This is a genomic window from Streptomyces sp. NPDC048291 (genome assembly GCF_043201715.1).
GTDB lineage: Bacteria > Actinomycetota > Actinomycetes > Streptomycetales > Streptomycetaceae > Streptomyces.
The window spans coordinates 438,800-463,315 of record NZ_JBICZC010000012.1 but is presented as its reverse complement, the minus strand read 5'-3'; the positions used below and the strand labels follow the sequence as shown (position 1 = coordinate 463,315).

The following is a 24,516-nucleotide window of genomic DNA, read 5'->3' as shown; positions in this document are numbered from 1 at the left end:
ACTCTCGGCAGTACCGCCGAGCCGTCCTGCCAGCCCCCACACCCCAGATCATCCAGGTACGCGCAGCTCACGGCCAGGGATCAAAAACACCTACTGAGCAACCGCTGCAGGTGGTCGTCGTCGAGGCCGAGCACATCCCGGGCCGGCCGGTACTGCTCGCGATCGAGGGACCGGGCGTCCGCAGCGCCGGCGAGAACCGCGCCACCGCCGGCGAGGACGGCACCGTGCACGCGGAGGTCCCCGTCTCCGCCGAGCTGCTCGCGCCCGGCGACCGGCGCCGGATATCGGTGACCGTGGAGGACGCGGGTATGGGCCGACTCCTCATCCACTGCGCCGAGTTCGTGGCGGCCGACCCGTCCCGCGCCGCACCCGGTCCGAACCCGGCTCCGGCGAAGATGTGAGGATCCGCACGCCCTCCGCCATTGCGCCGGCCGGGCCGGCACGCAAGAGTGTTCCAACCGTCGTACCCGTCAAGCGAACCACTTCCGTCGACCGCCGCAGACGGTGGCCCGGGCGAAGAGGAAGAGAAGCGCGTGAGCCGCATATCGGTCCGGGGGATCGCCGTGGCGTCTGCCACCGCGGTCACCGCTGTCGGAAGTGTCGTCGGTGTCGCCTCGGGCAGCAGCGCGCAGAACAACGACGGGGAGGCGAAGGCGGCCGACGCCACCCTCCTCGCGGACCTGCCCACGGGGCAGCAGGCCCGGGTGCAGACCACGTCGCTGACGCAGCAGGCCGACGCCATGGCGGTGCAGGCGGACGCCAGCGCCCGGACGGACGCCGAGCAGTCCGCCCGGGCCGCGGCGGCCAAGGCGGCGCAGGCCAAGAAGGACGCGGCCGAGGAGCGCGCGGCGGCCGGCGACCCCACCGCCAGCTTCCAGGTGCGCAGCTCCTACACCGTGGCGCAGCTCAAGGCGATGGCCGCGGAGATCGTGGGCAGCGGCCAGTTCCAGTGCTTCAGCAACATCGTGGACCACGAGTCCACCTGGAACTACCTCGCGGTCAACCCCTCTTCCGGCGCCTACGGCCTCGTCCAGGCCCTGCCCGGCTCCAAGATGGCCACGGTCGCCGCCGACTGGCAGACCAATCCGGCCACGCAGATCAAGTGGGGTCTCAACTACATGAACACCACCTACGGCAGCCCCTGCCAGGCCTGGGCGTTCTGGCAAGTCCACCACGCGTACTGAGCACACGGTACCCACCACCGCGCCACCCGCCGTCCGAGTCGCGGGCGAACGCCGGCCCGTGCCGTTCGCGGACCGCTGAGAACGCCTAGGACTGCGACTCGGTGGACCTGCCCGCGCGTCGGGTGAAGCGGCGGAGGCCCCGGCGGGTGGGGCTGAGGGGGGTGTCCTCGGGGGCGATCGGTCCCTGGCCCGACGTCACGGCGGGTGGGGAGGACGGGGTCGGGGCCGGCAGTGAGTGGCTGCTCCGTTCGAGCCGGCTGCGGACGGCCCTGGCCATGGCCTGCTGGGCCGGTTCCAGCGGGACGCCCTCCGCGGTCAGGTGTTCCCACATGTGCAGCAGTTCCTGCCCGCGGGTGGCCACCTGGCCGTCGTCCGTCAGCCGCTGCCACGCCGCGGTGGCGCGGGCCACCTCGGGTGCCGCCCGGTTCAGGTCGGTGCGGCAGCGGATGCGGGCGACGGTCAGCGCGAGGACGGTGGAGAGCATGTAGTCGCCGCGCTGGTACGCGAGGTACGCCTCGATCGCCCGTGCCTCCAGCGAGAGTTCGTCCTCGGCGCCCCGGCGCAGCGTGAGGTGTTCCCGCAGGGCGCTGGCCAGGACGGACGCCGCGTGCAGCTCCCCGCGCTGCGCGTGCTGGATGATGCGTTCGACGCGGGCGAGCGGCGGGAACGCCTCCTCCTCCGCGGCGGTCCGCTCGCGCCCGGGCGGCAGGTCCTCCTCGTCGGCGATGGTCCGGCTGGAGCCGTCGGGGTGGACGCGCAGCCGCGCCACCTGCAGCACGCTGCGGTCGATGACGGTGGCCGCCACCGGGGCGCCCAGGGTGCGGGCGAACATCGCGATCGCGTCGAGGATCGCCTCGTTGGGGGGCCGCGTGCCGCCCATCTCCAGCAGATGGCCGTTTACCACCGTCGACCCGTCCTCGGCCACGTAGGCGTCGAGCCGGATCAGCGGGGGTGCGCTGAGCGCGGGCAGGTTTCCCTCGTTGCGGGGGGTCAGTGAGTAGGTCATCCGCTCAGACTCCGGGTCGGACGACGCCGAGGATGGGCATGGAGGCGGCCGGGGCGGTCGTGACCGTGCGTCCGGGCCGCGGGGCGTGCACGATCTGTCCGTCGCCTATGTACATGCCCACATGGGTGGCATCGTAGTAGATAATCAGGTCTCCGGGCTGCACGGAGGACAGGCTGACCCGGGTCAGCCCCTGCCACTGCGCCTGCGAGGTGCGGGGTATGGGGTGCCCGGCCGCCGCCCACGCGGTGGAGGTCAGCCCGGAGCAGTCGTACGACGAGGGGCCGACCGCGCCCCACACGTACGGTTTGCCGATCTGCGCCAGCGCGAAGTCGACGGCCCTCCCGGCCGCTCCGCTCACCTTCGTCCGGCCGCCGCCCGAACCGGTACCGGTCGAGGTGGTGCCGCCGGAGCCGGGTCCCGTCCACTTGGCCTCGGCCTCCTTCGCCTCTTCCTTCTCCAACTGGGCCAGCTTGCGGGTTTGTTCCTTCTTGAGCCCCGCCTCGATCTGCTCGGCCTCGGCGATCTTCTTCTCGATCTTCTGCTTCGCGTCGGCCTTGTCGGCGCGGGTGTTCTTCAGTTCCCGCAGCTTCTCGGCGGCGGCGTCCGTCTGCCGGCTCAGCTCCGCGCGGGCGTTCGCCTGGCTCTCGGACACCGTGACCACGTCGCGCAGGGCCTGGCGGGCCTGGGCCGCGTCGTCCAGGGCGTGCTCGGGGTGGTCGCCGAGCAGCAGTTGGAGGCCCGTGGAGTCGAGATTGCCCCCGCGGTACTGCGTGCGGGCGGCCGCTCCCGCGAGGTCGTGCAGATTGGCCAGTCTGTCCTCGGTGCGGGCCAGGTCCCGGTGGAGCGACGCCAGCCGCTTCTCCTGCTCGGCCGCCTTCACGTCGGCGGTGTCGTACGCCTCGGTCGCCACCTCCGCCTGGCGGTAGAGGCCGTTCAGCTCGTCGTGGATGTCCTCGATCGACTTCTCGTTGCGCGGATCGGGTTCGCCCGGGGTTGCGTAACTCGGGCCGGGTAACAGGGCGATCGCGCAGAAGAAGGCTGCTGTGGCGGCTCGGCTCCGCAGCCGTCCGGCACGAGTCGACACGTTCATCGGCTCCATCTTCAGAGGTCGCGTGCGGGTGGCCCGGTCGGCCTGCTCTCCCGTCGCAGCCGTCATCACGGTTCCCGGGGAGAACTGTTCGATTCCTGAACACATTACCCCGGCGCGAACCGCGAACCCCCTGTACCTCCGGGCGTGTCAACCTGCCCGCACGCGCCTTCTTCACCGCGGCCGGGCACGACGGGTGCGTCCCGGCGGGGTGGCATCGTGGCGGAACTCCCGGGCATAGGCTGCCACTTGCCGCCGTCTCGACCACCCGGTCGAGGTCAAGCCCTCGCGGCAGGCGACCGCCCGGCCGACCGGTCCGCGCCGAAACGGTCCGGTCGGCCAGGAGAGCGGGCACCGTGAAGTGCCCGCAGAACCGGCGCTGTTGCCCGGGGTGTCGTGCCCGGTGCGTCGTCCGGCTAGCCGCACGTCAGCGTGGGCATCCCCCAGTCGCCGTGGTCGTTGCCGTTGCCGTCACCGGCGTCGCCGACCCTGAGGTCGAGCACCTGGGCGCCGCTGACGTCGACGTCGATCGGCACGGCGGCCTGTTTGCCGCGGATCGTCGGGGTGGTCACCAGGGTCCTCCCGTCGGCGATCACGGAGAACGTCACCGTTCCCGCCCCGCCGGTCTCGTCGTCGACGCCGACCTGCGCCGTCAACCGGGAGCACTTTCCGGCGAGATAGAGCTGGACGTCGCTGACCGAGTTGGTGCCCAGGCCCTTGGCGTAGCCGACGCCTGCGACGGTGATCGGACGGCCGTCCCCGGCCGCCTGTTCGCCGACGCTGGTGTCGCGCTCGACCGGGCCCCAGCCGTTGGTGGACGACAGGAACGGCAGGTCGCTCACGGCGCTCTGCCCGGCCGGCGGGGCCGGCGGGATCCCGCCGACGATGCGCTCGTCACCGCCGGTGGCCTGCCGTCCGCTCTGCACGTAGTCCACCGTGGTGGTGAGTGCCGAGGCGGACGGCAGGGTCCCGTCCGGCGGCTCGACCGTCCAGGTGAAGGTGGCCGTTCCGCCCGGTCGCACCCGGTCGACCGAGCCCGGGCTGACGGCGGTCACGCGCCAGCCGTCGGGGGCGGCGAGCGAGGCCGTCAGGTGCGAGGCGGACGGCCGGTCCTCGGGCACCCGTACCGTCGTCTCGGCCGTGAAGGCCTGGGCGGACTGGGCGGTGTCCGGCACGTCCAGGGTGACGTCCGCTCCCGGACGCTTGGGCATCGCGTACTCGGCGGGGTCGTAGCGCGGACTGTCGTTCTGCGCGACGCGCAGCGACGAGGCGTAGCTGCCGTAGTCGGTGAGGGAGACCTTGCCGAGGCCGCCGGTGCTGCCGTCCAGGTTCCACACGGCGATGGCGATGCTGTTGTGGCCGTTGGGGTTGAGGATGCCGCTGGGCACGGGGAAGGTGTGCTGCGGGCCCAGGTAGTTGACGTAGTTGCCGACCTGCCAGCCGTTCACGAAGAGCGTGGCCCGGTACTTGCGGGACGGGTCGTCGGTGAACGTCAGCCCCAGCGAGGTGTCCTGGCCGTGCGGCAGGTCCAGCTCGGCGTCGGTGCGGTACCAGGAGACGCCGGCACGGGTGTCGGTCGTCGGCAGGGACACCTGGTCCCAGCTCCGGTCCGGGTAGCCGGGCAGGGACCAGCCGGCCCGCTCGCCGTACAGGCCGCCCGTGGAGAGCGGGCCGCGGACGGTGTCCTGGAGGTCCTCGCCGCCGCGTACGCCCTGCACCCGCCAGGTGACGGAGGTCAGCGGCGCTCCGGTGAGGGAGGCGCTGGTCAGGCCGCGGGCGGTCTTGTTGCCGTTGGTCGAGTTGTAGTCCTCCTCGTGTCCCATGTTGACGGTGAGGACGGAGATGACGTTGTCGCCCTTGGCGTTCACCGAACCGGGGGGGAAGGTGAGGTCGGCGCCGCCGGTGGTGGAGCTGCCCAGGAAGGTGCCGTTGAGCCAGGCGGAGAAGGCCTGCGCGCCGCCGCCGGAGTCGGAGACCAGGTGGACGCCGGTCTCCTTGCCGGTGGCGCGGAAGCGGCCGCGGTACCAGGTGTTGCCGGTGTGGAAGCCGTAGTCGTCCGCGTAGAGCACCGGTTGCGTGTCGCTGCCGGAGACGCTGTCGGTGGTTGCCTTGTCGGCCACCTGCCAGCCGGAGTCGTCGAAGCCGGGGGCCGATTCGGGCGACTCCTCGGCGTGCTTCCAGTTCGTCAGTTCCGGCAGGTGGACCGGGGCGGCCGTCGGGATGGTCCCGGTGCGGCTCGCCGTGTCGGTGACTCCGCCGCGCACCGTCCTGCCGTTCCAGGTGACCCGGTCGGCGGAGGTGAACACCTCGATGTTCTTGTCGTCGGCGTTGTCGCCGGTGAGGGCGACGGTGCGGCCGTCGTCCAGGCTGGTCGCCGTGCGCAGCAGGTGGCTGCCGCGCACGAGCACCGGGCCGGTCGCCGTGTCCTGGCGCCAGAAGGTCTCCGCCGTGGCCTTGTCGCCGACGAGCAGCAGGAGCGGGCGCTTGCCGTCGGCGCTGATGCTGATGCGGATCAGGCCCTTGTGCGTGTAGTTGAGGCGCAGGTCGCCGGTGGCCGCGTCCCAGGTGGTGGTGACCGTGCCGCCGGTGGCGGTGACGGTGGGCTCGGTGGCGTAGCGCAGGACGGTCTCGCCGTCGCTGCCCGCGTCGCCGTAGAGGACGGAGACGTCCCGGTCGCCGATCGTCGCGCTGGTCATGATCTCGGACGTCGAGTACTGCAACTGCGCGTCACCGAGCCGGTAGTTCGCCACGATCACGTGGGAGTCGCGGCCGTCGAGGGTGATCGCGGTGCCGGGCTGCTGGGGCACGACCGGGTAGGTCGGTTCCGCGGCGGAGTCGCCCGTCGGTACGTCGATGGCGTCGACGGCCACGTAGTTGTCGGTCGACCCCGAGCTGTGCGTCCCGCCGACGACGATCTTCAGGGTGTGCGCACCCGGCGCGAGGCCGGTCTTCTGGAAGAGCACGGCCTGGTTCTCGCTGCCGGAGTCGTCGACCGTCGCGACCTTGGTGCCGTCGAGGTAGACGTCGGCGTAGCCGTGGTTGTTGGTCTTCGAGCCGATCCAGCGGATCGCGGTGCCGTCGAAGGGGACGGTGAGCGAGTCGCCGGCCTTGTTGGAGAACGACTCGGTGTGCTTGTAGTCGCCGCCGGTGTAGCTGGTGTTGGCGACGTGCGACCACGAACCGGCGTACTGGAGCGCGGAGTCGGGGTCGTCCCAGGTGTAGGTGGTGTCCCCGGCCGGCTGGGCGTTGAAGTCCAGTGAGATGTGCGTCGTGTCGACCGCGGTGGACGTGGAGTTGCCGTGTCGCAGGACGTGGAACTGGGTCTTCGTGTCGGGGTTCATCCGGGCGGTGTCTACGACGGCGGAGTCGTCGGGCGGGGTGGCCCTGATCGCCTCGGTCTCGGTCAGCGGGGCGACCGACTGGGTGAAGTACCCGATCAGCTTGTCCTCGTAGTACTTCGGGTCGAGCTGGCGGGTCTCCCGGATCGCGGCCCCGTAGTCGTACGACGTGTAGTTCTCCGGCATGCCCAGCCAGCCCCAGTTGGTGCCGCCGTAGGTCATGTAGAAGCTCTGGGCGGTGGCGCCGACGGCGATGTTCTGCTTGTAGAACACGTTCGCGAACTGGTCGTTGATCAGCTGGGCGCACTTGTCGTAGCCCGGGCCGCCCCAGGGGTCGAAGGCGCCGCCCTGGAACTCCGGGGAGTACAAAGGCTTTCCGGCCGGGTGGTCGTAGCTGATGTCGGGGACGCCGTTCCACTTCGAGGGATTCGAGCAGTCGAAGCCCTGCGGGTAGGAGTCGGGGCCGTCGACGTCCAGGGCGCCGGTACCGGAGTTGAAGGTGCCGTTGTTGTTGCCGGTCAGCGGCACGGTGATGCCGTCGGCGCGAGCCTTGTCCTCCAGGTGCTGCATGTAGGAGCGGCCGGCCGCCGAGCCGTTGTAGTACTCGTTCTCGACCTGGTAGGCGATGACCGACCCGGTACCGTTGGTGAGTTGGTGGCGGGCGATGATCCGGTCGATCTGCGTCAGCCATTCGTCCGCGTACTTGAGGAACCGCGGGTCGTCGCTGCGGTTGTTCCCGGCCTTGGTGGTCAGCCAGCCGGGCAGGCCGCCGCTGTCGACCTCCGCGTTGATGTACGGCGCCGGGCGGGCGATGACGTAGAGACCGGCCTCCTGCGCCATGTCGAGGAGCTTGTCGACGTCCCGGACCCCGGTGAAGTCGTACACGCCCGGCTTCGGCGAGTGGTAGCCCCAGTCGAAGTACAGGGACGTGGAGTTGAAGCCGGCGGCCTTCATCTTCTGGAAGATGTCGCGCCACAGGTCCGGGCTCGGCAGCCGGAAGTAGTGGAACTCGCCGGACCACAGGTAGGTGCGCTTGCCGTCGACGAGGAACGAGTAGCCGTCGAGAGTCACCGTGTGCGCCTGCGGGGCCGCGGCGCTCTCGGCGCTCGTGGCGGCGGGTGGCTGCCCGCCGATGTCCTGCGCCGCCGCCGCGGGCGCGGTCATGCCCGCGGCCAGGGCGATGGTGGCGGCTGCCGCGAGGACGGGTCGCCACCATCGGCGCCAACCGGGTCTCGCTGCCTCTGAACCGATCCGATCACTCCGCACCGCGGCCTCCAGACCGACTGAGCAATCAACACCAAACAGACTCGGGCAAAGTCGAACAGTAAGGGGGCGCAAGGCTCAACACAATGGGTCGGGAGAGCACAACCGAGGTGTGCGGCGGCGAGGCGGACGAGCGGGCAGGCCGTCCGCCTCGCGGGGCCGAAGGGGCCGGTGTCAGGCGGTGAAGTGGTGGGTGCCGGAGCCGACTTGGTAGACGGCGCAGCCGTCCTCCTGGCGCAGGAAGGTGCCGTGCGTGTGGGTCACCTTCTTCGGCGTGTCCGTCGGGATCCAGACCTCGGCGGTCGTGTTGGGCGGCACCTCGCAGGTCAGGGTGAAGCGGCCGGACCGCTGCCGCCAGCGGGTGGCGACGGGGCCGTGGACCGAGGTGAACCGGGCGTCGGCGGTGGTGACGGCGCCGCCCGGACGAGGGCGGACGACGATCTCGCGGTAGCCGGGCCGACCCGCCGCGATGCCGGCGATGTTCGTGTACATCCACTCCCCCACAGAGCCGTAGGCGTAGTGGTTGAAGGAGTTCATGCCAGGGTCCTGGAAGCTGCCGTCGGGACGGATGGAGTCCCAGCGCTCCCACATGGTGGTGGAGCCCCGGTCGATCTGGTAGCCCCAACTGGGGAAGGTGCGCTGCTGCAGCAACCGGTAGGCGACGTCGGTGTGTCCGGTGTCGGTCAGCACGGGCAGCAGCCGGGGCGTGCCGAGGAATCCGGTGGACAGGTGCCCGTCCCTGGCCTCGATCAGGGCGACGAGGCGGTCGGCCGCGGCCCGGCGCGCGGCGTCCGGCAGCAGGTCCATGGACAGGGCCAGGACGTACGCCGTCTGCGTGTCGCCCTTCACCTTGGCGTCGGCGGTGACGTAGGCGTTCTGGAAGGCCGTCCGTATCCGGCCGAAGAGGTCGCGGTAGGTCGCCGCGTCGGCGTCCTCGCCGAGTTCCGCCGCCATCCGGGCCGCGAGGTCGGCGCTGTGCGCGAAGTACGCGGTGGCGATGACGTCCTTGGGGGTCTCGTCGTCGACGTTCAGCCAGTCGCCGTATCCCTCGGCGGGGCGCAGCAGTCCGTCGCTGTGCTGCTCCAGGTATGTCAGCCAGTCCCGGACGGAGGGCAGGGCGTCCGCGATGACCTGGCGGTCGCCGTAGGCCTGGTAGAGGGCCCAGGGCACGGTGACGCCCGCGTCGCCCCAGCCCGCGGTGCCGCTGCCGAGGGTGCCGACCACCGGCGCCACGTCCGTGAACGCGCCCGCCGAGGTCCGCGAGTCCCGCAGGTCGACGAGCCACTTGGACAGGAACCGGGCCGACTCCATGGTGTAGGCGGCGGTGGGCGAGAAGACGTTGATGTCGCCGGTCCAGCCCAGCCGCTCGTCTCGCGCGGGCGTGTCGGTCGGCACGGAGAGGAAGTTGCCGCGCTGCCCCCAGGTGATGTTGCGGTGCAGCTGGTTCAGCATCGGCACGTCGGTCTCGAAGTCCAGGGTGAAGGGGGCGTCCGTGTGCATGACGCGCCCGGTGACGGCCTGTGCCGTCGGGGTACCGGGGAATCCGGTCACCTCGACGTAGCGGAACCCGTGGAAGGTGAAACGCGGCTCGTAGACCTCCTCCCCGCCGCCCTTGAGGGTGTACGTGTCCGTCGCCGCCGCGCTCCGCAGGTTCGCGGTGTAGAGCGTGCCGTCGGGGTTGAGCACCTCGGCGTGTCTGAGCCGCACGGTCGTGCCCGCGTCCCCCGACACCCGCAGCCGTACCGAGCCGACCATGTTCTGGCCCAGGTCGAACACGTACACCCCGGGCCTGGGCTGGGTCACCCCCTTCGGAGTCAACTCCCGCTCCACGCGCACCGGTCCGTCCACCTGCGCGACGATCAGCCCGGGCCCGATGTCGCCCTCGCCGCGCGCGCCGGGCCAGTTGGCGTCGTCGAAGCCGGGTGAGGTCCAGCCGGGGGTCTCCTTGCGGGCGTCGTACGTCTCGCCGTTCAGCAGGTCGGCCGCGACGATCGGCCCGGCGGCGGCCCGCCAGTCCACGGACGACGTGACGCGCTCGCTCGTCCCGTCGGCGTACTCCACTTCCAACTGGGCCCGTAGAGAGGGGTGTTGTCCGTACTGGCCGGGCCCGAACATCCCCACGTTGCCCGCGTACCAGCCGGGTGCCAGGTACGCCCCGATGGCGTTGGCGCCCGGCCGCAGGAGCGCGGTGACGTCGTACGTCTGGTACTGGACCCGCGTGCGGTAGTCGGTCCAGCCGGGCGCCAGTTCGTCGTTGCCCACGCGGCTGCCGTTGAGGTGGGCCTCGTACAGGCCGAGCGCCGTGGCGTACAGGCGGGCGCGCGCCACCTTCTTGCCGGGGAGCCGGAACTCGTGCCTCAGCCGGGTGACGGCGTACGACACCGGGACGACCCTCCCCCACGGCCCACCGCCCCAGCCGGCCGCCACCCTGGCGGCCGGCCAGCCCGCGTCGTCGAACCCCGACTCGTTCCAGCCAGCGGCCGGTTCCGTGTCCGTGGACTTCCAGGAGGCGTCCGTGAACACCTCCTGCTCACCCGAGGCGGTGCGCACCACGAGGACGGCGACGAGCCCCGCCGGGCCCTCGGTCGCGTTGGTGGCCGAGACGGCGATAACGTTGTCACCGGCCTGTACGCGGTCCAGTACGTCGATCACGGCGGGGCGCCGCCAGTCCTCGTTGTCCGTGTCGAGGTCGGTGTGCCCGACCTCGACGCCGTTCACGGAGACGGTGTACACGTTGTCCGCGGTGATGGCGAGCGTCGCCGCGGTGATCCCGGCGGGCAGTTCGGCGGTGCGCCGGAACCAGCGGGTGGCCGCCGGCACGCTGCTCGTGGGGTCGCCCTCGGGGAACCAGATCCACGAACCGCCGTCGAAGGACGGCGCGTCGGTGAGGCTCGCCGGTGCGGAGATCCAGTCCGCGGTCCACTGCCCGGTGCCCATGAGCCCGGTCTCCCACCACGACGGTGCGCTCCAGCCGGAGGCCCTGTCCGCGCCGTCCCACACCCGCACGGACCAGTGGTAGCGCGTCCGGGACCGCAGCGCGGGACCGGCGTACGGCACGAGGACGGACTCGCCGGAGGCGACCTTCCCGCTGTCCCAGACGTCGGGGTGGGCGAGGCCCGAGGCCGTGGTGGCGACCCGGACCTGATAGGCGCTCTGCCGCACGTCCACCCCGTCGGAGACCAACGGCCAGCTCAGTCGCGGGCGTTGGGCGTCGAGGCCCAGGGGGTGGCGGACGTACTCGACGGTCGGCGCGGCGACGCTCAGCCCGTCCCCCGCCGTGCCGGGCTGTGTACGGGCCTGCGCCCGGGGCCGCCCGGAAGCCGACGCCGTCGATGCCGACACACCGTCGACGGTGGCCGCCGCGACCGCGGCGGCGGCGCCCGCGAGCATGTTCCTCCTGCTGATCATCTGCGACTCCTCACTCACACGGGTGGAATGAATCGTTGCTGGTTGAATCGATTCAATACTGAGGGGCGTGGGTAACGTAAAGCCGGGCGGCGCGGGGGTCAATCGTCGTGCGGGCGATTTCGCGACGCGGTTGGTTCGTGGCGTTCGCGGGCAGGACCGGTGCACGAGGAGGCGAGTCAGGACCGATTGAACGGTTTCAATCAATCCTCGGCGGCAAGTCGATCCCCATGGCCAGGCCGTGGAGCGAGCGGGCCGCCGAGCCGCCGTGGGCCGCGTCGCTCGTCCTGGACAGCGGCCGGGGCGGCCGACGTACGGTCAACCGATCGGTTTCTGAGGGGTGGAGGCCCTTGACGGCACCCGAGCGCCGCCAGGCGGGCTGAGCACGTCGGCGGCCGGGAGCACGACGCGGCCCGAACTCTCGTGCTTCAGTGACGACTTGACGGCCTCGGGCGTTACCGCGGCAACAGCGCGACGTGCCTCACCGTTCCGCTCGGTGCCGCGCGGACGCCGCCCGGTCGAGTACGTCGTCGGCGGGGCAGCGGCCGCGTCGGACGTAGCGGTCGGCGTGGGCCGCGACGGTGTCCACGACCCTGGTGTTCGCGCCCATTCGGGGCAGGGCCTCCAGCGCGGCGTCGAAGCAGGTGACCGCGGCGCGCCGCAGTCCGGGGTCGGCGAGTCCGTGGCGTGCCGCGGCGGTCCACAGCGGATTGTGCGGCGCCGGTGCCCCGGCGGCCCGCTCGGCCAGCGGCGCCACGGCCCGGTGCGCGATCGCGGCGGCGTCCGGGTCGTCGAACAGGGCGGTGACCACCGCGAGCGGGACGATCCACCCGTCGTCGCCGGGCTGGGCGTCGATCATGCGCAGTTCGAGGTGTCCGCGCGGCCTGACCGGCGGAAACAGGGTGCTGATGTGGTAGTCGAGGTCCGCGTGGGTGGGCGGGCGCATGGAGCGCGAGCGGGTCCACTCGCGGAAGCTCACCCCGTCCGGCACCTCCCAGGGGCCGTCCCGCCGTACGCACATCACCGGCGCGTCGAGGACCCGCCGGACCCAGGCGTGGCGCGGGCCATGCGCCAGGGAGGGTCCGCCGGCCCGGCCCGGGTCGAGTTCCGCCCACTTCAGCTGCCGGGTGGACAGCCAGCCCGTGGCGCGGCCTTCGGCCATGGGCGAGTTCGCGAACGCCGCGACCAGGACCGCGCCCAGGTGGTGGGCCAGCCACCAGCGGCGGGCGAATCCCATGACGCCGGGTTCCTCCCGTCCGGCGTCGAGGCACACCTGGACGGAGGCCGACGTGCACATCAGGGTGCGTCCGGCCGAGCCGGTACGGTCGAGGCAGGCCTCCATCGCGTCGTAGCGGCGCTCCCGCAGGAACCGGCGAGGGGACTGCCACGGGTCGACGCCCATCCCGGCCAGGGTCAGGCCGTGCCCGCGCAGTGCGGTGCGCACCGCGTCCAGGTCGGCGGAGACCTCCGAGACGCAGTCGGCCAGTGACGGGGCCGGCCGGGAGCTGAGTTCCACCTGACCGCCGGGCTCGACGCTCAGTCCGGACGCCAGCGGGAGGGTGCGCAGGTCGGCGTGGGCCGCTGCCAACTCGGCCCGGCCCACCGGGTCGTGCGGTGCCCGCTCCCGGTGGACGAGCCACTCCACCTCGACCCCGACGCTGCGCGGCGGGCCCGTCTTGAAGCAGATTCCCTCGACCAGTGCCTCCGCCTCGTGTTCGGTGAGGGCAGGACCATCGATGCCGCACTCCGGTGAAACCGACATCCGGGAGCCTCCTGAGCCGCCTCAGGGCCGTCGGGGATCCGACGTCCGGTACGCGTACCGCCGTGCCTGCTGCCAGAGTCCGCCGTCCCGCCCTGTCATGACAAGAGCGCACTTTCCAGACGACCGGGCATACGGCAACCCGCAACGGGCTGCCGGACCGACCCGGGCCGTCCCGGACCGCCGTCCCCGACCGCCGTCAGCCGGGCGGCAGTCCACCGCCGGTGTCCCGGCGCACCTTCTGCCGGATGCGCGTGTCCCGGTCGTGTTCGTGGTGCGCGAGCATGCGCAGCCGGGCCGTCTCGGCGTCGTCCTCCCGGATCGCCTCGGTGATCGCCCGGTGTTCGCCGAGGGTCGCGTCGAAGGTGTCCTCGACCGTGCGGGTCCGCCAGGGGCGCTGGTCTTCACCTGGGCGTCGACGGTGTGCAGCAGTGACCAGACGGTGGTGTTGTGAGCGGCGGCACGTACCGTGTCGTGCCACTCGTTGAGGCTGCGGCGGACCTGCCCGGGGTCGTCCAGGGTCCCGGCGTGCTCCAGCAGGGCGTCCAGCCGGGATCGTGCACAAGGACCGCGTCCGCGGTTTCGCGCCGGTCCTCAGGTGCGCTGCCGCTCCGTGAGCGCCTTGGTGAAGTGGGTGACGGGGCGCGCCAGCCGTTCGCCGTCGAGGGTGATGTCGACGGCCTCGTTGTAGAACGCGAGGAGCCCCTTGACGGCGCCGACCGCGGGCAACGGGTCCGGGTAGCTCCAGACGACGTCGGGCGGGACGTCGGCCTCGCCGCGCCACGACCAGTACCGGGCGGTCCCCTTGTAGGGGCAGCCGGTGTGGTGGTCGGTGGCTTCGAGCAGGTCGAGGCGGACGTCCTCGCGCGGGACGTAGTAACGGGTGGGCAGGCCGGTCTCGAAGAGCAGGACCGGGCGGCGGGTGTCCGCGACGACCGTGCCGTCGATCTCGACCACGAGGTGACGGCTGCTGGGGATGGCGTCCACCCGCTTGTGCGGGTCACGGGGGTGGACGAAGATCTCTTCCTCCTCCTCGTACCAGTGGTCCAGGCCCCGTCCGACGCGCCGGAACCACTCGAAGGCGATGTGGCCGGCCAGGTCGGCGGCCGGGAAGGTCCAGGCCGCGTTCGCCAGCAGCTCGCCGTCGACCTCGACGTCGTAGAAGATCCGCGAGCCGGTGTGGGTGCCGGTCGGCGGGTTCTCCGCGGGACGCAGGAGTTCCTCGCGCACCTCCGCGCGCGGGAACGCGTACAGGGGTACGGGAACACCCGGCTCCCAGACGAGGACGGGGTGGCGGCTGTCGACGACCGTGACCTCGCCCTTGCGGCCCCGCACCCAGCGTTCGCTCGGCTCCCACAGGAGACCCTCGGGGGTGGTCCGCACGGCCTGCGCGGTGGGGAAGGTGGTCATGGGCGGCTCTCCTTCGGCTGGTTCACGCGGTGACTCCGGTGATGTGGGGGGGGCGGCCGTCCCGCCGGGCCGCGAGCTGCTCGGGGCAGCCGAAGATCAACAGGTACTCCTCGGCGTTGCCACCAGCACGCTCCCACACCGAGAGGTCGGGCCGTTCGCTGGTTCGTTGCGCGCGTCCCCCGATCATGGTTGGCTCGCTCGATGAACCTTCTGCTGACGGCGAGCGGCCTGCGCAACGAGACGCTGCGGGACGCGCTGCGGGACATGCTGGGCAAGCCGTTCTCGTCGGCCAACGTCGTGTTCGTTCCCACGGCGTCCGTCGCCGAGCCCGGGGACCACGGATGGTTCCTCGCGGACATGAACCGACTGCACGGTCTCGGCTGGCGGGAGTTCGACGTCCTGGAGCTGAACGGCCTGCCCCGGCAGCTGGTGCTCGACCGGCTGCTCCACGCCGACGTCATCTACGTCGAGGGCGGCAACCACTACCACCTCGCGCGCAGCATCACCGGCAACGGCCTTGCCGACGGCTTCCTGGAGGCGCTGGCGAGCCGGGTCTACGTGGGAGTCAGCGCCGGCTCCATGATCTTCAGCCGGAACCTGACCGCCCATTCGGCCGACGTCATCGGGGACACACCGGACCTCCACGTGCTCGGGGCGACGACCGTGGAGCCGCCGTTCGGCCTCTTCGACTGGTATCTCAAGCCCCACCTGTATTCGCCGGACTTCCCCGAGCGGGACGACCCGTGGGCCGACCGCATCGCCTCGCGCGCGGACTTCCCGGTCTATTTCATCGACGACGACACGGCGATCCGCGTCAGGGACGGCAAGGTGGACGTCGTCTCCGAGGGCCGGTGGCGATTCCATCCGTGAGCGCGTGCCGGGCCGAGCCACAGGGCGTGTGCCCGACCTGCGGTCTCCATGACCGGAGCACAGCACGCGGAACAAGGTGCGTCCACCGTCCGTCCCGGCCCGTGAGACGGCCCCTGCCTCCCGGAGGGGGCGTCAGGTCGTGGCATTGACGTACGACAAAACCGGTCCGTAGCATCACCAACGGCATTGAGTGTCAGCGTCAAGCCCTGGCTCGCTGACCGGCAACCCTCCCGCGCGGTGGGGTGCTCCAGGTGAAAGCCCGGCGGGGTCACCGACGACTCCCGCAAGCGCGTGGCCCCGTGACCGGGGCCGGAGAAGGGGAGGGACCGGCATGCGGCACAGCGTCGATCCTGCGGCCTCCCCCACCGACGCCACGGCGTACTCCAGGCTCTCGCGCCGGCGCCACATCGATCTGAAGCGCTCGACCAGCTGCCTCTGTCGGGTCTGACCCGCGCGGCCGGCGCCGGCTGACCTCCGTCACCGGCCACGGCGTCATCGCGCCGCCGTTCCGCCCGCCGCCGGTTCCCGGTGTCGTCGGCATGCCAACCCCCTGTCTGCGCAGCGCATCCCCGGCCGGGTTCGATCCGCCCGGGTCGCACGCACCTGCCCGTCCCCGCACCGCACTTCCCTGCGCGGTCGCGCCTGGGTGACACGAGTAGGAGAGACCCCTCCGTGAGAGCACTCCCGGATTTCAGAACCATCCGATGGGCGCCCCTGGCCGCGCTCCTGACCACCAGCGTCCTGCTGACCGCGTGCGGTTCGGGCGACGACGGCTCCGGCGGCGGCAGCGGCCCGGCCAAGTCCGGCGGCACCCTGACCTTCGCGGTGGGCTCCGACGCCGGCTGCCTGGATCCGCAGCAGGTCGGCAGCAACGACACCATCTACTCGGTACGCCAGATCGTGGACTCCCTGACCGACCAGGACCCGAAGACCGGCAGGATCGTGCCGTGGCTCGCCAAGAGCTGGGACATCAGCGCCGACGCGCGGACGTTCACATTCCGTCTGCGGTCCGGAGTCACCTTCAGCGACGGTTCGAAGCTGACCGCGCAGGTGGTCAAGGACAACTTCGACGCGGTGCCGAGGCTCGGCGCCCTGGGCACCCTCGCCGAGGGCTACCTGAGCGGCGTCAAGAGCACCACCGCGGTCGACCCGCTCACCGTCAAGGTGGCCTTCGAGCAGCCCAACGCCCAGTTCCTGCAGGCGACTTCGACCCACTCGCTGGGCATCGAGTCCTCGGCGAGCATCAGGCAGAGCCCGCAGCGGAAGTGCAGCGACGGGGTGGTCGGGTCCGGGCCGTTCGTGCTGAAGCAGTACGTGCAGAACCAGTCGATCACCCTGGACAGGCGGACCGGGTACGACTGGGGCTCCTCGCTCTGGACGAAGAAGGGCGAGGCCTACCTGGACCGGCTGGTGTTCAAGGTCGTGCCCGAGGCGGGGGTGCGGGCCGGCAGTCTCCAGTCCGGGCAGGTGGACGCCATCAGCAGCGTCGGCAGGGCCGACGAGGCGGCGCTCAAGGGCGGCCAGGTCACCCTGCGGAGCCGGGCCAACCCCGGAGTGGTGTTCGGCCTCGGGCTCAACAACTCCCGGCCCCTGCTGAAGGACACGAAGGTCCGGCAGGCGATCTCGGCCGCCGTCGACCGGAAACAGATCGCCGCCACCGTCTTCCCGACCGGCACCCGGTCGGCGACCAGCGTCCTGGCGCACACCACACCCGACTACACGGACCTGTCCTCGGACCTCGCGTACGACGCGGCCAAGGCCAAGTCCCTGCTGGACCAGTCCGGTTGGAAGACGGGTAGCGACGGCATCCGAGCCATGGCCGGCAAGAAGCTGTCCCTGACCATCAGCTGGTTCCCGAACGCGGCCACCAACCAGCCCGCGCTGGAGCTGGTCCAGCAGCAGCTCAAGGCCGTCGGGATCGACGTGGTGCTCAAGCAGCTCCCGGTCACCCAGTTCGCCACCACGCTCCAGTCCGGTGACTTCGACGTGGTGTGGGGGAACACCACCCGCGCCGACCCGGACATCCTGCGCAGCTCCTTCTCCACGCGGCTGGGCAACTTCTACCACCTGGCCGCCAGTTCGCTGGACACGGCGCTGTCCGCGCAGGCCGCGACCACGGACATCGCGAAGCGGCGGCAACTGGTCGGCGAGGCACAGCGGTTGATCGTGCGGAACGCGTACGACGTGCCGGTGGTGGAGCTCCAGACCCAGCTCGGCGTCTCGGACAAGGTGCACGACCTGGCGTTCGACTCCGGCAGCCGTATCCAGCTGCACGACACCTGGATCGGCTAGCTGATGCGCCGCTACGTGATCAAACGGCTGGCGCAGGCGGTCGGCGTGCTGTGGGCGGCCTACACGGTGTCGTTCCTGGTGCTGGACTTCCTTCCCGGTGACCCGGTGTCCGCGATGGCGGGTGCCGGGATGGACACCGGGCAGGTCGATCCGGCGCAACTCGCCGAGCTGCGGCACGAGTACGGCTTCGACAAGCCGGTGCTGGTGCAGTACGCGGAGTATCTGGGCCGGGCGGTGCGCGGGGACTTCGGCGACGCGGTCTCCACCGGCCGCCCGGTGACCGCCACGCTAGCCGACGCGCTGCCGCAGACGCTCCGGCTGACCGGTGCCGCGCTGCTGCTGGCGGTGGTCCTCGGCGGCGGGCTCGCGGTGGTGGCGACGTACACCTCACGCCGGTGGCTGCGCCAACTGCTGCTGTCACTGCCCCCGTTGGGGGTGTCGGTGCCGACGTTCTGGGTCGGGCTGCTGCTCGTCGAGGCGTTCTCGTTCAAGCTGCGCTGGTTCCCGGCGTTCGGCAACGACGGGCTGAAGGGGCTGGTGCTGCCCGCGCTCACGCTGGCGGTGCCGACCGGCGCGCAGGTCGCCCAGGTGCTGGCGAAGAGCCTGCTGACCGCGCTCGACCAGGCCTATGTGGAGACCGCGCGGGCCAAGGGGGCCGGCCGGTGGCGGGTGCATCTGCGGCACGCGCTGCGCAACGCGTCGCTGCCGGCGCTGACGGTCGTCGGCCTGCTGGTCGGGCAACTGATCGCCGGTTCGGTGGTGGTCGAGACGGTGTTCTCCCGCGACGGTCTGGGCCGGGTGACCGCGGGTGCGGTCACCACCCAGGACCTCCCGCTGGTCCAGGGGGTGGTGGTGTTCGGCGCGCTGATCTTCGTGGCGGCGAACCTGCTCGTGGACCTCGTCTATCCACTGCTTGACCCGCGGATCGTGGTGACCTCGGAGAGAAGGGCGGGCTTCGCATGAGTCAGAGCCTTGTCGACGACCGGGCGGAGGCCGCCCCGGGCCCGGCCCGGCCGGTCGGGGACGGATCCCCCGCGGCGCCCGGCCGGTCCGCCGGTGGCCGCCGGGTGCTGCGCTTCCTGCTGCGCCGCCCCGGTCTGCTGTTGTCCGCCGTCGTCCTCGTGCTGGTGGTGCTGGCCGCCTTCCGGCCGGACCTGTTCACCTCGCAGGACCCGTTGAAGGGGGTTCCGTCCCGGAACTTCCGCGGCCCGAGCGGCAGTCACTGGTTCGGCACCGACGAACTGGGCCGCGACGTCTTCTCCCGCGTGGTCCACGGCGCCCAGCTCTCCCTCAAGGCCACGCTGATCGCGGTCCTGGTCGCGTTCGTGGTCGGCGGGCTGCTCGGCACGGTCGCCGGGTTCGTGGGCCGCTGGGTGGACGACGTGCTGATGCGCTTCGTCGACGTCCTCCTCGCCATCCCCGCGCTGTTCCTGTCGCTGGCCCTGGTCACCGCGCTCGGGTACGGGACGGTGAAGGTGGCCGTCGCGGTCGGCATCGCCAGCGTCGCTTCCTTCGCCCGGGTGGCCCGGGCGGAGGTGCTGCGGGTGCGGCAGGCGGTGTTCGTGGAGGCGTCCCGGTCCTGCGGGGCCCGCTGGTACTCGGTGCTTGCCCGGCACGTGCTGCCCAACGCCGCGGGGCCAGTGGTCGTGCTGGCCACCCTGGACTTCGGTTCCTCGATCCTGGCCGTGTCGGCGCTGAGCTTCCTCGGCTACGGCGCGCCGCCGCCCGCCCCCGAGTGGGGGACGCTGATCTCCGACGGCCGCAACTACCTGGCCAACGCCTGGTGGCTGACCGCGCTGCCCGGTCTGGCGATCGCCGCGACCGTGCTGGCCGCCAACCGCGTCGCACGGGCGCTGGACGGCGAGTGGGCGCGGCAGCGATGACCCACAACGCGCAGGAGAACGGAAACGCACACGTGAACGGTGACGAGAACGGTGGGGACGTGACCACACCGGTCCTGGAGATCCGCGGCTTGTCCGTGTCGTACCGCACCCGGGGCGGCACGGTACCGGCCGTACGGGGCGTGGACCTGGACGTATGGCCCGGGCAGGTGACCGCCGTGGTCGGTGAGTCCGGCTCCGGCAAGAGCACCACCGCGCACGCCGTCATCCGGCTGCTGGCGGCGAACGGCACCATCGACGCGGGCACGGTCCGCTTCGGCCGGCACGAGCTGACCGCCCTCTCCGAGGCGGAGCTGCGCACCGTGCGCGGCGCGCGGATCGGACTGGTCCCGCAGGATCCGACGGTCTCGCTCAACCCGGTGAAGCGGATCGGCGAGCAGGTCGCCGAGGTGCTGCGCATTCACGGCCTGGCGACCCGGCGCGGGGCGGCGGCCGAGGCGGTCGCCGTCCTCGACCGGGCCGGGCTGCCCGACGCGGCCGTCCGGGCCCGGCAGTACCCGCACGAGCTGTCCGGCGGCATGCGGCAACGTGCCCTGATCGCGGTCGCGATCGCGGCGAACCCCCGGCTGATCATCGCCGACGAGCCGACCAGCGCCCTGGACGTCACCGTGCAGCGGGTCATCCTCGACCATCTCCAGCACCTCACCGAGACGTCGGGCACCGCGATCCTGCTGGTCACCCACGACCTCGGGGTGGCCGCCGACCGGTCGCAGCGCCTGGTGGTCATGGAGCAGGGCAGGGTCGTCGAGGCGGGCGAGACCGCCGCGGTGCTGGCCGACCCGCAACACGAGCACACGCGGCGGCTGTTGGCCGCCGCACCGAGCCTGACCACGGCCCGCCCCCGCGTCCCGGTCTCCACCGCCCCTGCGGACCCGGCGCCTCCCCTGGTCGAAACGCGCCATCTGGTCAAGGAGTTCAGGCTGCCACGGTCCGGCCGCGAGATCCGGACCCTGCGCGCGGTCGACGACGTCAGCCTCACCCTGCGGCGCGGGGCGACGCTCGCCCTGGTCGGGGAGTCGGGCTCGGGCAAGTCCACCACCGCCCGGCTGGTGCTGTGCCTGGCCGAGGCGACCTCGGGACAGGTGCTGTTCGACGGCACCGACGTCACCACCGCCAAGGGTGCCGAGGTGAGACGGCTGCGCCGGCGCGCCCAGTTGGTCTACCAGAACCCGTACGCCTCGCTAGACCCGCGCTTCTCCGTCGGCGAGGTGATCACGGAGCCGCTGCGGGCGTTCAAGGTCGGCGACCGCGCGGCCCGGCTGGACCGGGCCCGCGAACTCCTCGACCGGGTGGCGCTGCCCGCCGCGACGCTGGAGCGGCGCCCGGCCGAACTCTCGGGCGGACAGCGCCAGCGGGTGGCCGTCGCGCGTGCCCTCGCCCTCTCCCCCGACCTGGTGGTGTGCGACGAACCCGTCTCCGCGCTCGACGTCTCCGTGCAGGCCCAAGTCCTGGACCTGCTGGCCGAGTTGCAGGCGGACACCGGCGTGGCGTACCTGTTCATCTCCCACGACCTGGCCGTCGTACGGCAGATCGCGCACCAGGTCGCCGTCATGCGGGCCGGGCGGATCGTGGAGACGGGGCCGCCTGACGACCTGTTCGCGTCCCCCCGTCACGAGTACACCCGCGAGTTGCTGGCGGCGATTCCGGGCGGGCGTGTCCCCTCCCCCGCCGCCGAGACCACCACGAGTTGAGGACCGGCGACACATGAGCACTCCGCACATCACCTCTCTGGCCTTCCTGACGCCCGGCAACTTCGCGGACGACGACCCCTACCGCGGCCTGGAGGAGACCCTTCAGCTGTTCGAGTACGGCGAGCGGCTCGGCTACGACGGCGCCTGGATCCGGCAGCGCCACCTCGAACACGGCGTCGGCTCGGCGGCCGTGTTCCTCGCGGCGGCCGGGCAGCGGACCGAGCGGATCGAGCTCGGTACGGCGGTCATCCCGATCGGTTACGAGAGCCCGTTCCGGCTCGCCGAGGACCTGGCGCTGGCCGACGTGCTGTCCCGGGGCCGGCTCCAGATCGGTTTCAGCACCGGCATGCCGCACGCCGACCTGCTCGGCGACCTGGTGTACGACGGCGACTGGCGCGGCTTCGACCTGTCGTACGGCCGGATCGCCCGGGTCGTGCAGAACCTGCGCGGCGACTACCTCGGCGGCCCGGACACCGTCATCCACTCGCCGGGCAACGTCCAGCGCCCCCGTCTGCAACCGCACGACCCCGGCCTGGCGCGCCGTATCTGGTACGGCGGCGGCAGCCTGCGCTCGGTCCGCTGGGCCGCCGGCCAGGGCCTGGGTCTGCTGTCCGGGAACATCGTCACCGGCGAGGCCACCGACGACTTCACCACGGCCCAGCTCAACCTGCTGGCGGAGTACCGGCGCGCGCTGCCGAACGGCCGTGCGCCGCGCGTGGCCCTGGGCCGGGTGATCGTGCCCCTGGACAGCGCCGACGCGGCCACCCGGGCCCGCTACCGGGCCTACGCGGCGAGCCGCCATGCGCGCACCCTCGCGCCGCAGGGCCCGAGGCGCGTCCTGTTCGCCCCGGATGTGGTGGGCACCGCCGAGCAGATCCTGGAGCGGCTCACCGCCGACCCGGTGCTCGCCGAAGTGACGGAGCTGCGCCTGGAGTTGCCGTACGAGTTCCACCGGGAGGAGTACGAGCAGATCCTGCACGACATACGGCACCTCGTCGCCCCCGGGCTGGGCTGGCGGCCCGGCGCCGCTCCTGCCGGAACGGGGCGGGCCCCTGACGTCACGCCCCGTCGGCCGGAAGCGCGTACAGGCCGGGCAGGTTGACCACGATCGCCTCCTGGGTGGAGCGGGCGATGACGACCACGGCCTCCACCGCGGGGTCCGGGTTCTCCTCGCGGTGCGGGACGAAGGGGGGTACGAAGATGTAGTCGCCCGGCGAGGTGCGCAGCCGCACCTCCTCGGGCCGCTCGCCGGTGTCGTCCAGGAAGACGAACTCGGGGTGGCCGCTCACGATGTAGATCGCGGTCTCGGACTCGCCGTGGTGGTGGTCGGAGCTGGCGGTCGCGGGGGCGACGTGGGTCTGGCCCATCCAGAGCTTCTCGGAGCCGACGGTCCGTCCGCTGACGGCGGCGAACCTGCGCATGCCGCCGGACTGCGCGGTGTCGCCGTCCAGGGCGTCGGCGCGGATGTGGTGCAGCCGGGTGCGCAGGGGCGTCGCCGGGCGGTCCTGGGTGTCGTGGAGATGGGGGTGGAAGCCTTCACCGGGGGTCGTCAGCGACTCGCTCATAGCGGGACGCTAGGACCGCGCCGGAAAGGATGTCAAGAGGTGTCCTTTGCGGTTCACCTGCGGCAATGTTGCCGCAATGAAGGAACCGGGGGCATGGAGACCCCCCGTCCGGCGGCACGGGTCCGGCATGATGGGGGCATGTACATCTCCGCCAAGGCGGACTACGCCGCCCGCGCTCTGCTGGAGCTCGCCCGACAGCCGGACCGCCCGCTGACCTGTGAGGCGGTCGCGTCCTCGCAGGACATCCCGTTCCGGTTCCTCAAGTCCGTGGTGGGCGAGTTGCGCCGGGCCGGTCTGGTCCGCAGCCAGCGCGGCTGCGAGGGCGGGTACTGGCTGGGCCGGCCGGCCGCCGAGATAAGCCTGCTGGACGTCGCCCGGGCGGTGGACGGCGAGGTGATCACCCTGCGCGGCGAGCCGCTGGCCGGGCTGGACTACCCGGGGCCCGCCCTCGGCCTGCCGGACGTGTGGCGGCGGATCGAGGAGGAGGCCACCGCCGTGCTGGCCGGGGTCACCATCGCCGGGCTGCTGCCGGCGGAGCCGGCAGGGCGGCCGGCAGCCCAGGGCGCCGCGTGACGGGCGGTCGGGCCGTGCCGCCGGTCGAAGTCGTCGAGGACGTCGAAGTCGTCGAGTACACCGACCCGTTGTGCCCTTGGGCCTGGGGTTCGGAGCCCGTCTTCCGAGGGTTGCGCACGGCGCTGGCCGGCCGGGTCCGGTGGCGCCGGGTGTTCTGCATCCTCTTCGACCACGACGACGACCCGGCCCCCGATCCGGCGGCCGAGACCGCCTGGTACACCCGCTACGTCGAGGGCATCGCCGGTCACACCCGTGCCCCCCGGGCGCTCCGGCTGAGCCGGGTGGCCGCGAGTTCCTGGCCCTCCTCGCTGGTCGCGAAGGCGGCCGAGCTCCAGGGGCCCGAGGTGGCCGACCGGGTGCTACGACGGCTGCGGGAGACCGTCTTCGTGCTCGGCGAGCCGGCCGACACCCTCGGGGCGGCGCTGGACGCGGCCACCGGCGTACCCGGGCTCGACACACGGCGGCTGGCGGCCGACGCCGCCTCCGCGGCCGTACTCGACGGGGTGCGCGCGGACCACGCGGAGGCGCGGCGACCGGTGCCCGAAGTGCTGCCCGACGCGCTCTCCGAGGCGCTGTCAGACACGCCGTCGGACACGCCCTCCGGCGCACTGTCCGGCGCGCTGTCCGTGCCGGGTGGTTCGCCGCATCCCGGGACCGCCAGGGAGACGCCCGACGGCGGGCACCGGTACGCGCTGCCGACGCTCGTCGTGTGCGGGGCCGGGGGCCGCCGGGTGGTGCCCGGGTGGCGGCCGTACGAGGTGTACGCCACCGCCGTCGGCGCCTTCTGCCCGGGGCTGCCGACGGCCCCTCAGGCGCTGTCCGGGGCGGTGGCACTGGCCCGGTACCACAGCCTGACCGAGCCGGAGCGCGCGCTGCTGACGCGGGGCGCGTGGCCGCCGCCGGACGCCGTCCGGGTGGAGACCGCGGGCGGGCCGCTGTGGCTGGACCCGGAGGAGGCATCCACCCACCCCGCCACCCGGCCGACGCCCTGACCGGCGGTGGAGCTCCGTCCACCGAATGAGACACCAATTAGTGTCCATTGACAGCCGCACCCCGCGACCGCCACGATGTTGGACATGCACACGACCCACCCCGGTGTGGTGTGCCGCTATGTGGATCTGCGGCGCACCTGCAGCGCCCTCTGTCGCTGACCGCCTGCCGCCCTCGCCCCG

Annotated in this window: 20 protein-coding genes and 1 riboswitch; of the genes, 11 read left to right on the top strand and 9 right to left on the bottom strand. The window is 72.1% G+C overall.

The window, feature by feature from the left end; all coding sequences use genetic code 11:
- Both ACGF5O_RS32675 and ACGF5O_RS32670 read left to right on the top strand, forming a co-directional pair.
- A partial coding sequence (locus ACGF5O_RS32675; protein ID WP_393813488.1) for a hypothetical protein occupies positions 1-401 on the top strand: 401 nt, incomplete at its 5' end.
- Between the two features lie 132 nt (positions 402-533).
- Positions 534-1,184 (top strand): transglycosylase SLT domain-containing protein, encoded by a 651-nt coding sequence (locus tag ACGF5O_RS32670; protein ID WP_393813487.1) that lies wholly within the window; start codon positions 534-536, stop codon positions 1,182-1,184.
- An 85-nt stretch (positions 1,185-1,269) separates the two neighbouring features.
- Here ACGF5O_RS32670 and ACGF5O_RS32665 read toward each other — a convergent pair whose 3' ends face one another.
- The 8 genes from ACGF5O_RS32665 to ACGF5O_RS32630 form a co-directional block, all read right to left on the bottom strand.
- The gene (locus ACGF5O_RS32665) at positions 1,270-2,190 is read right to left on the bottom strand and encodes a hypothetical protein (RefSeq protein ID WP_393813486.1); all 921 of its coding nucleotides are present in this window, start codon (positions 2,188-2,190) and stop codon (positions 1,270-1,272) included.
- Positions 2,191-2,194: 4 nt separating this feature from the next.
- On the bottom strand, positions 2,195-3,346 hold the full coding sequence (locus ACGF5O_RS32660) for an NlpC/P60 family protein (RefSeq protein WP_393813485.1): 1,152 nt from the start codon (positions 3,344-3,346) through the stop codon (positions 2,195-2,197).
- Between the two features lie 347 nt (positions 3,347-3,693).
- Positions 3,694-7,779 (bottom strand): beta-galactosidase, encoded by a 4,086-nt coding sequence (locus tag ACGF5O_RS32655; protein ID WP_393813484.1) that lies wholly within the window; start codon positions 7,777-7,779, stop codon positions 3,694-3,696.
- A 273-nt stretch (positions 7,780-8,052) separates the two neighbouring features.
- Complete coding sequence (locus ACGF5O_RS32650) at positions 8,053-11,286, bottom strand: alpha-L-rhamnosidase (RefSeq protein WP_393813483.1); 3,234 nt, start codon at positions 11,284-11,286, stop codon at positions 8,053-8,055.
- Positions 11,287-11,764: 478 nt separating this feature from the next.
- Positions 11,765-13,045, bottom strand: a complete 1,281-nt coding sequence (egtA, locus tag ACGF5O_RS32645) for an ergothioneine biosynthesis glutamate--cysteine ligase EgtA (protein WP_393813482.1) — start codon at positions 13,043-13,045, stop codon at positions 11,765-11,767.
- A gap of 196 nt (positions 13,046-13,241) precedes the next feature.
- On the bottom strand, positions 13,242-13,523 hold the full coding sequence (locus ACGF5O_RS32640; RefSeq protein ID WP_393813481.1) for a hypothetical protein: 282 nt from the start codon (positions 13,521-13,523) through the stop codon (positions 13,242-13,244).
- A 113-nt stretch (positions 13,524-13,636) separates the two neighbouring features.
- Positions 13,637-14,452, bottom strand: coding sequence for a DUF427 domain-containing protein (locus ACGF5O_RS32635; protein WP_393813480.1), 816 nt, complete (start codon positions 14,450-14,452; stop codon positions 13,637-13,639).
- A 22-nt stretch (positions 14,453-14,474) separates the two neighbouring features.
- Positions 14,475-14,639 carry a hypothetical protein gene (locus tag ACGF5O_RS32630; RefSeq protein ID WP_393813479.1) on the bottom strand — a complete coding sequence of 55 codons (165 nt, stop codon included), beginning with the start codon at positions 14,637-14,639 and terminating at the stop codon, positions 14,475-14,477.
- Between the two features lie 14 nt (positions 14,640-14,653).
- Here ACGF5O_RS32630 and ACGF5O_RS32625 point away from each other — a divergent pair, with 14 nt between their 5' ends.
- The 7 genes from ACGF5O_RS32625 to ACGF5O_RS32595 all read left to right on the top strand — a co-directional run bounded on the left by ACGF5O_RS32625 (position 14,654) and on the right by ACGF5O_RS32595 (position 22,308).
- The gene (locus tag ACGF5O_RS32625) at positions 14,654-15,322 is read left to right on the top strand and encodes a peptidase E (protein ID WP_393813478.1); all 669 of its coding nucleotides are present in this window, start codon (positions 14,654-14,656) and stop codon (positions 15,320-15,322) included.
- Between the two features lie 182 nt (positions 15,323-15,504).
- Positions 15,505-15,618: riboswitch (SAM riboswitch) on the top strand.
- Between the two features lie 35 nt (positions 15,619-15,653).
- Positions 15,654-15,770 (top strand): putative leader peptide, encoded by a 117-nt coding sequence (locus ACGF5O_RS32620; RefSeq protein ID WP_393813477.1) that lies wholly within the window; start codon positions 15,654-15,656, stop codon positions 15,768-15,770.
- 224 nt (positions 15,771-15,994) lie between these two features.
- A complete protein-coding gene (locus ACGF5O_RS32615) occupies positions 15,995-17,614 on the top strand; it encodes an ABC transporter substrate-binding protein (RefSeq protein ID WP_393813476.1) in 1,620 nt (539 codons plus the stop codon).
- A gap of 3 nt (positions 17,615-17,617) precedes the next feature.
- On the top strand, positions 17,618-18,577 hold the full coding sequence (locus tag ACGF5O_RS32610) for an ABC transporter permease (protein ID WP_393813475.1): 960 nt from the start codon (positions 17,618-17,620) through the stop codon (positions 18,575-18,577).
- Positions 18,574-19,497 carry an ABC transporter permease gene (locus tag ACGF5O_RS32605; protein ID WP_393813474.1) on the top strand — a complete coding sequence of 308 codons (924 nt, stop codon included), beginning with the start codon at positions 18,574-18,576 and terminating at the stop codon, positions 19,495-19,497. Before ACGF5O_RS32610 ends, ACGF5O_RS32605 begins: the two co-directional genes overlap by 4 nt.
- On the top strand, positions 19,494-21,206 hold the full coding sequence (locus tag ACGF5O_RS32600) for a dipeptide ABC transporter ATP-binding protein (RefSeq protein ID WP_393813473.1): 1,713 nt from the start codon (positions 19,494-19,496) through the stop codon (positions 21,204-21,206). Before ACGF5O_RS32605 ends, ACGF5O_RS32600 begins: the two co-directional genes overlap by 4 nt.
- Before the next feature lie 13 nt (positions 21,207-21,219).
- A complete protein-coding gene (locus ACGF5O_RS32595) occupies positions 21,220-22,308 on the top strand; it encodes an LLM class flavin-dependent oxidoreductase (protein WP_393813472.1) in 1,089 nt (362 codons plus the stop codon).
- On the opposite strand, the gene ACGF5O_RS32590 is transcribed toward ACGF5O_RS32595, so the two are convergent.
- Positions 22,265-22,771, bottom strand: a complete 507-nt coding sequence (locus tag ACGF5O_RS32590) for a cupin domain-containing protein (RefSeq protein ID WP_393813471.1) — start codon at positions 22,769-22,771, stop codon at positions 22,265-22,267. The two genes, ACGF5O_RS32595 and ACGF5O_RS32590, sit on opposite strands and share 44 nt — an antisense overlap.
- 138 nt (positions 22,772-22,909) lie before the next feature.
- Here ACGF5O_RS32590 and ACGF5O_RS32585 point away from each other — a divergent pair, with 138 nt between their 5' ends.
- Positions 22,910-23,344 (top strand): RrF2 family transcriptional regulator, encoded by a 435-nt coding sequence (locus ACGF5O_RS32585; RefSeq protein ID WP_393813503.1) that lies wholly within the window; start codon positions 22,910-22,912, stop codon positions 23,342-23,344.
- Positions 23,341-24,336: a DsbA family protein gene (locus ACGF5O_RS32580; RefSeq protein ID WP_393813470.1), complete on the top strand. Its 996-nt coding sequence runs from the start codon at positions 23,341-23,343 to the stop codon at positions 24,334-24,336. The genes ACGF5O_RS32585 and ACGF5O_RS32580 overlap by 4 nt, the downstream gene beginning before the upstream one ends.
- Positions 24,337-24,516 lie beyond the last annotated feature (180 nt).

Coding starts and splice junctions, on each gene's coding strand:
- ACGF5O_RS32605 (WP_393813474.1), top strand. CDS start 18,574: ATGAGTCAGAGCCTTGTCGACGACCGGGCGGAGGCCGCCCCGGGCCCG.
- ACGF5O_RS32600 (WP_393813473.1), top strand. CDS start 19,494: ATGACCCACAACGCGCAGGAGAACGGAAACGCACACGTGAACGGTGAC.
- ACGF5O_RS32585 (WP_393813503.1), top strand. CDS start 22,910: ATGTACATCTCCGCCAAGGCGGACTACGCCGCCCGCGCTCTGCTGGAG.
- ACGF5O_RS32630 (WP_393813479.1), bottom strand. CDS start 14,639: ATGATCGGGGGACGCGCGCAACGAACCAGCGAACGGCCCGACCTCTCG.
- ACGF5O_RS32625 (WP_393813478.1), top strand. CDS start 14,654: ATGAACCTTCTGCTGACGGCGAGCGGCCTGCGCAACGAGACGCTGCGG.
- ACGF5O_RS32655 (WP_393813484.1), bottom strand. CDS start 7,779: ATGACCGCGCCCGCGGCGGCGGCGCAGGACATCGGCGGGCAGCCACCC.
- ACGF5O_RS32660 (WP_393813485.1), bottom strand. CDS start 3,346: ATGACGGCTGCGACGGGAGAGCAGGCCGACCGGGCCACCCGCACGCGA.
- ACGF5O_RS32620 (WP_393813477.1), top strand. CDS start 15,654: ATGCGGCACAGCGTCGATCCTGCGGCCTCCCCCACCGACGCCACGGCG.
- ACGF5O_RS32610 (WP_393813475.1), top strand. CDS start 17,618: ATGCGCCGCTACGTGATCAAACGGCTGGCGCAGGCGGTCGGCGTGCTG.
- ACGF5O_RS32635 (WP_393813480.1), bottom strand. CDS start 14,452: ATGACCACCTTCCCCACCGCGCAGGCCGTGCGGACCACCCCCGAGGGT.
- ACGF5O_RS32590 (WP_393813471.1), bottom strand. CDS start 22,771: ATGAGCGAGTCGCTGACGACCCCCGGTGAAGGCTTCCACCCCCATCTC.
- ACGF5O_RS32665 (WP_393813486.1), bottom strand. CDS start 2,190: ATGACCTACTCACTGACCCCCCGCAACGAGGGAAACCTGCCCGCGCTC.
- egtA (WP_393813482.1), bottom strand. CDS start 13,045: ATGTCGGTTTCACCGGAGTGCGGCATCGATGGTCCTGCCCTCACCGAA.
- ACGF5O_RS32650 (WP_393813483.1), bottom strand. CDS start 11,286: ATGATCAGCAGGAGGAACATGCTCGCGGGCGCCGCCGCCGCGGTCGCG.
- ACGF5O_RS32595 (WP_393813472.1), top strand. CDS start 21,220: ATGAGCACTCCGCACATCACCTCTCTGGCCTTCCTGACGCCCGGCAAC.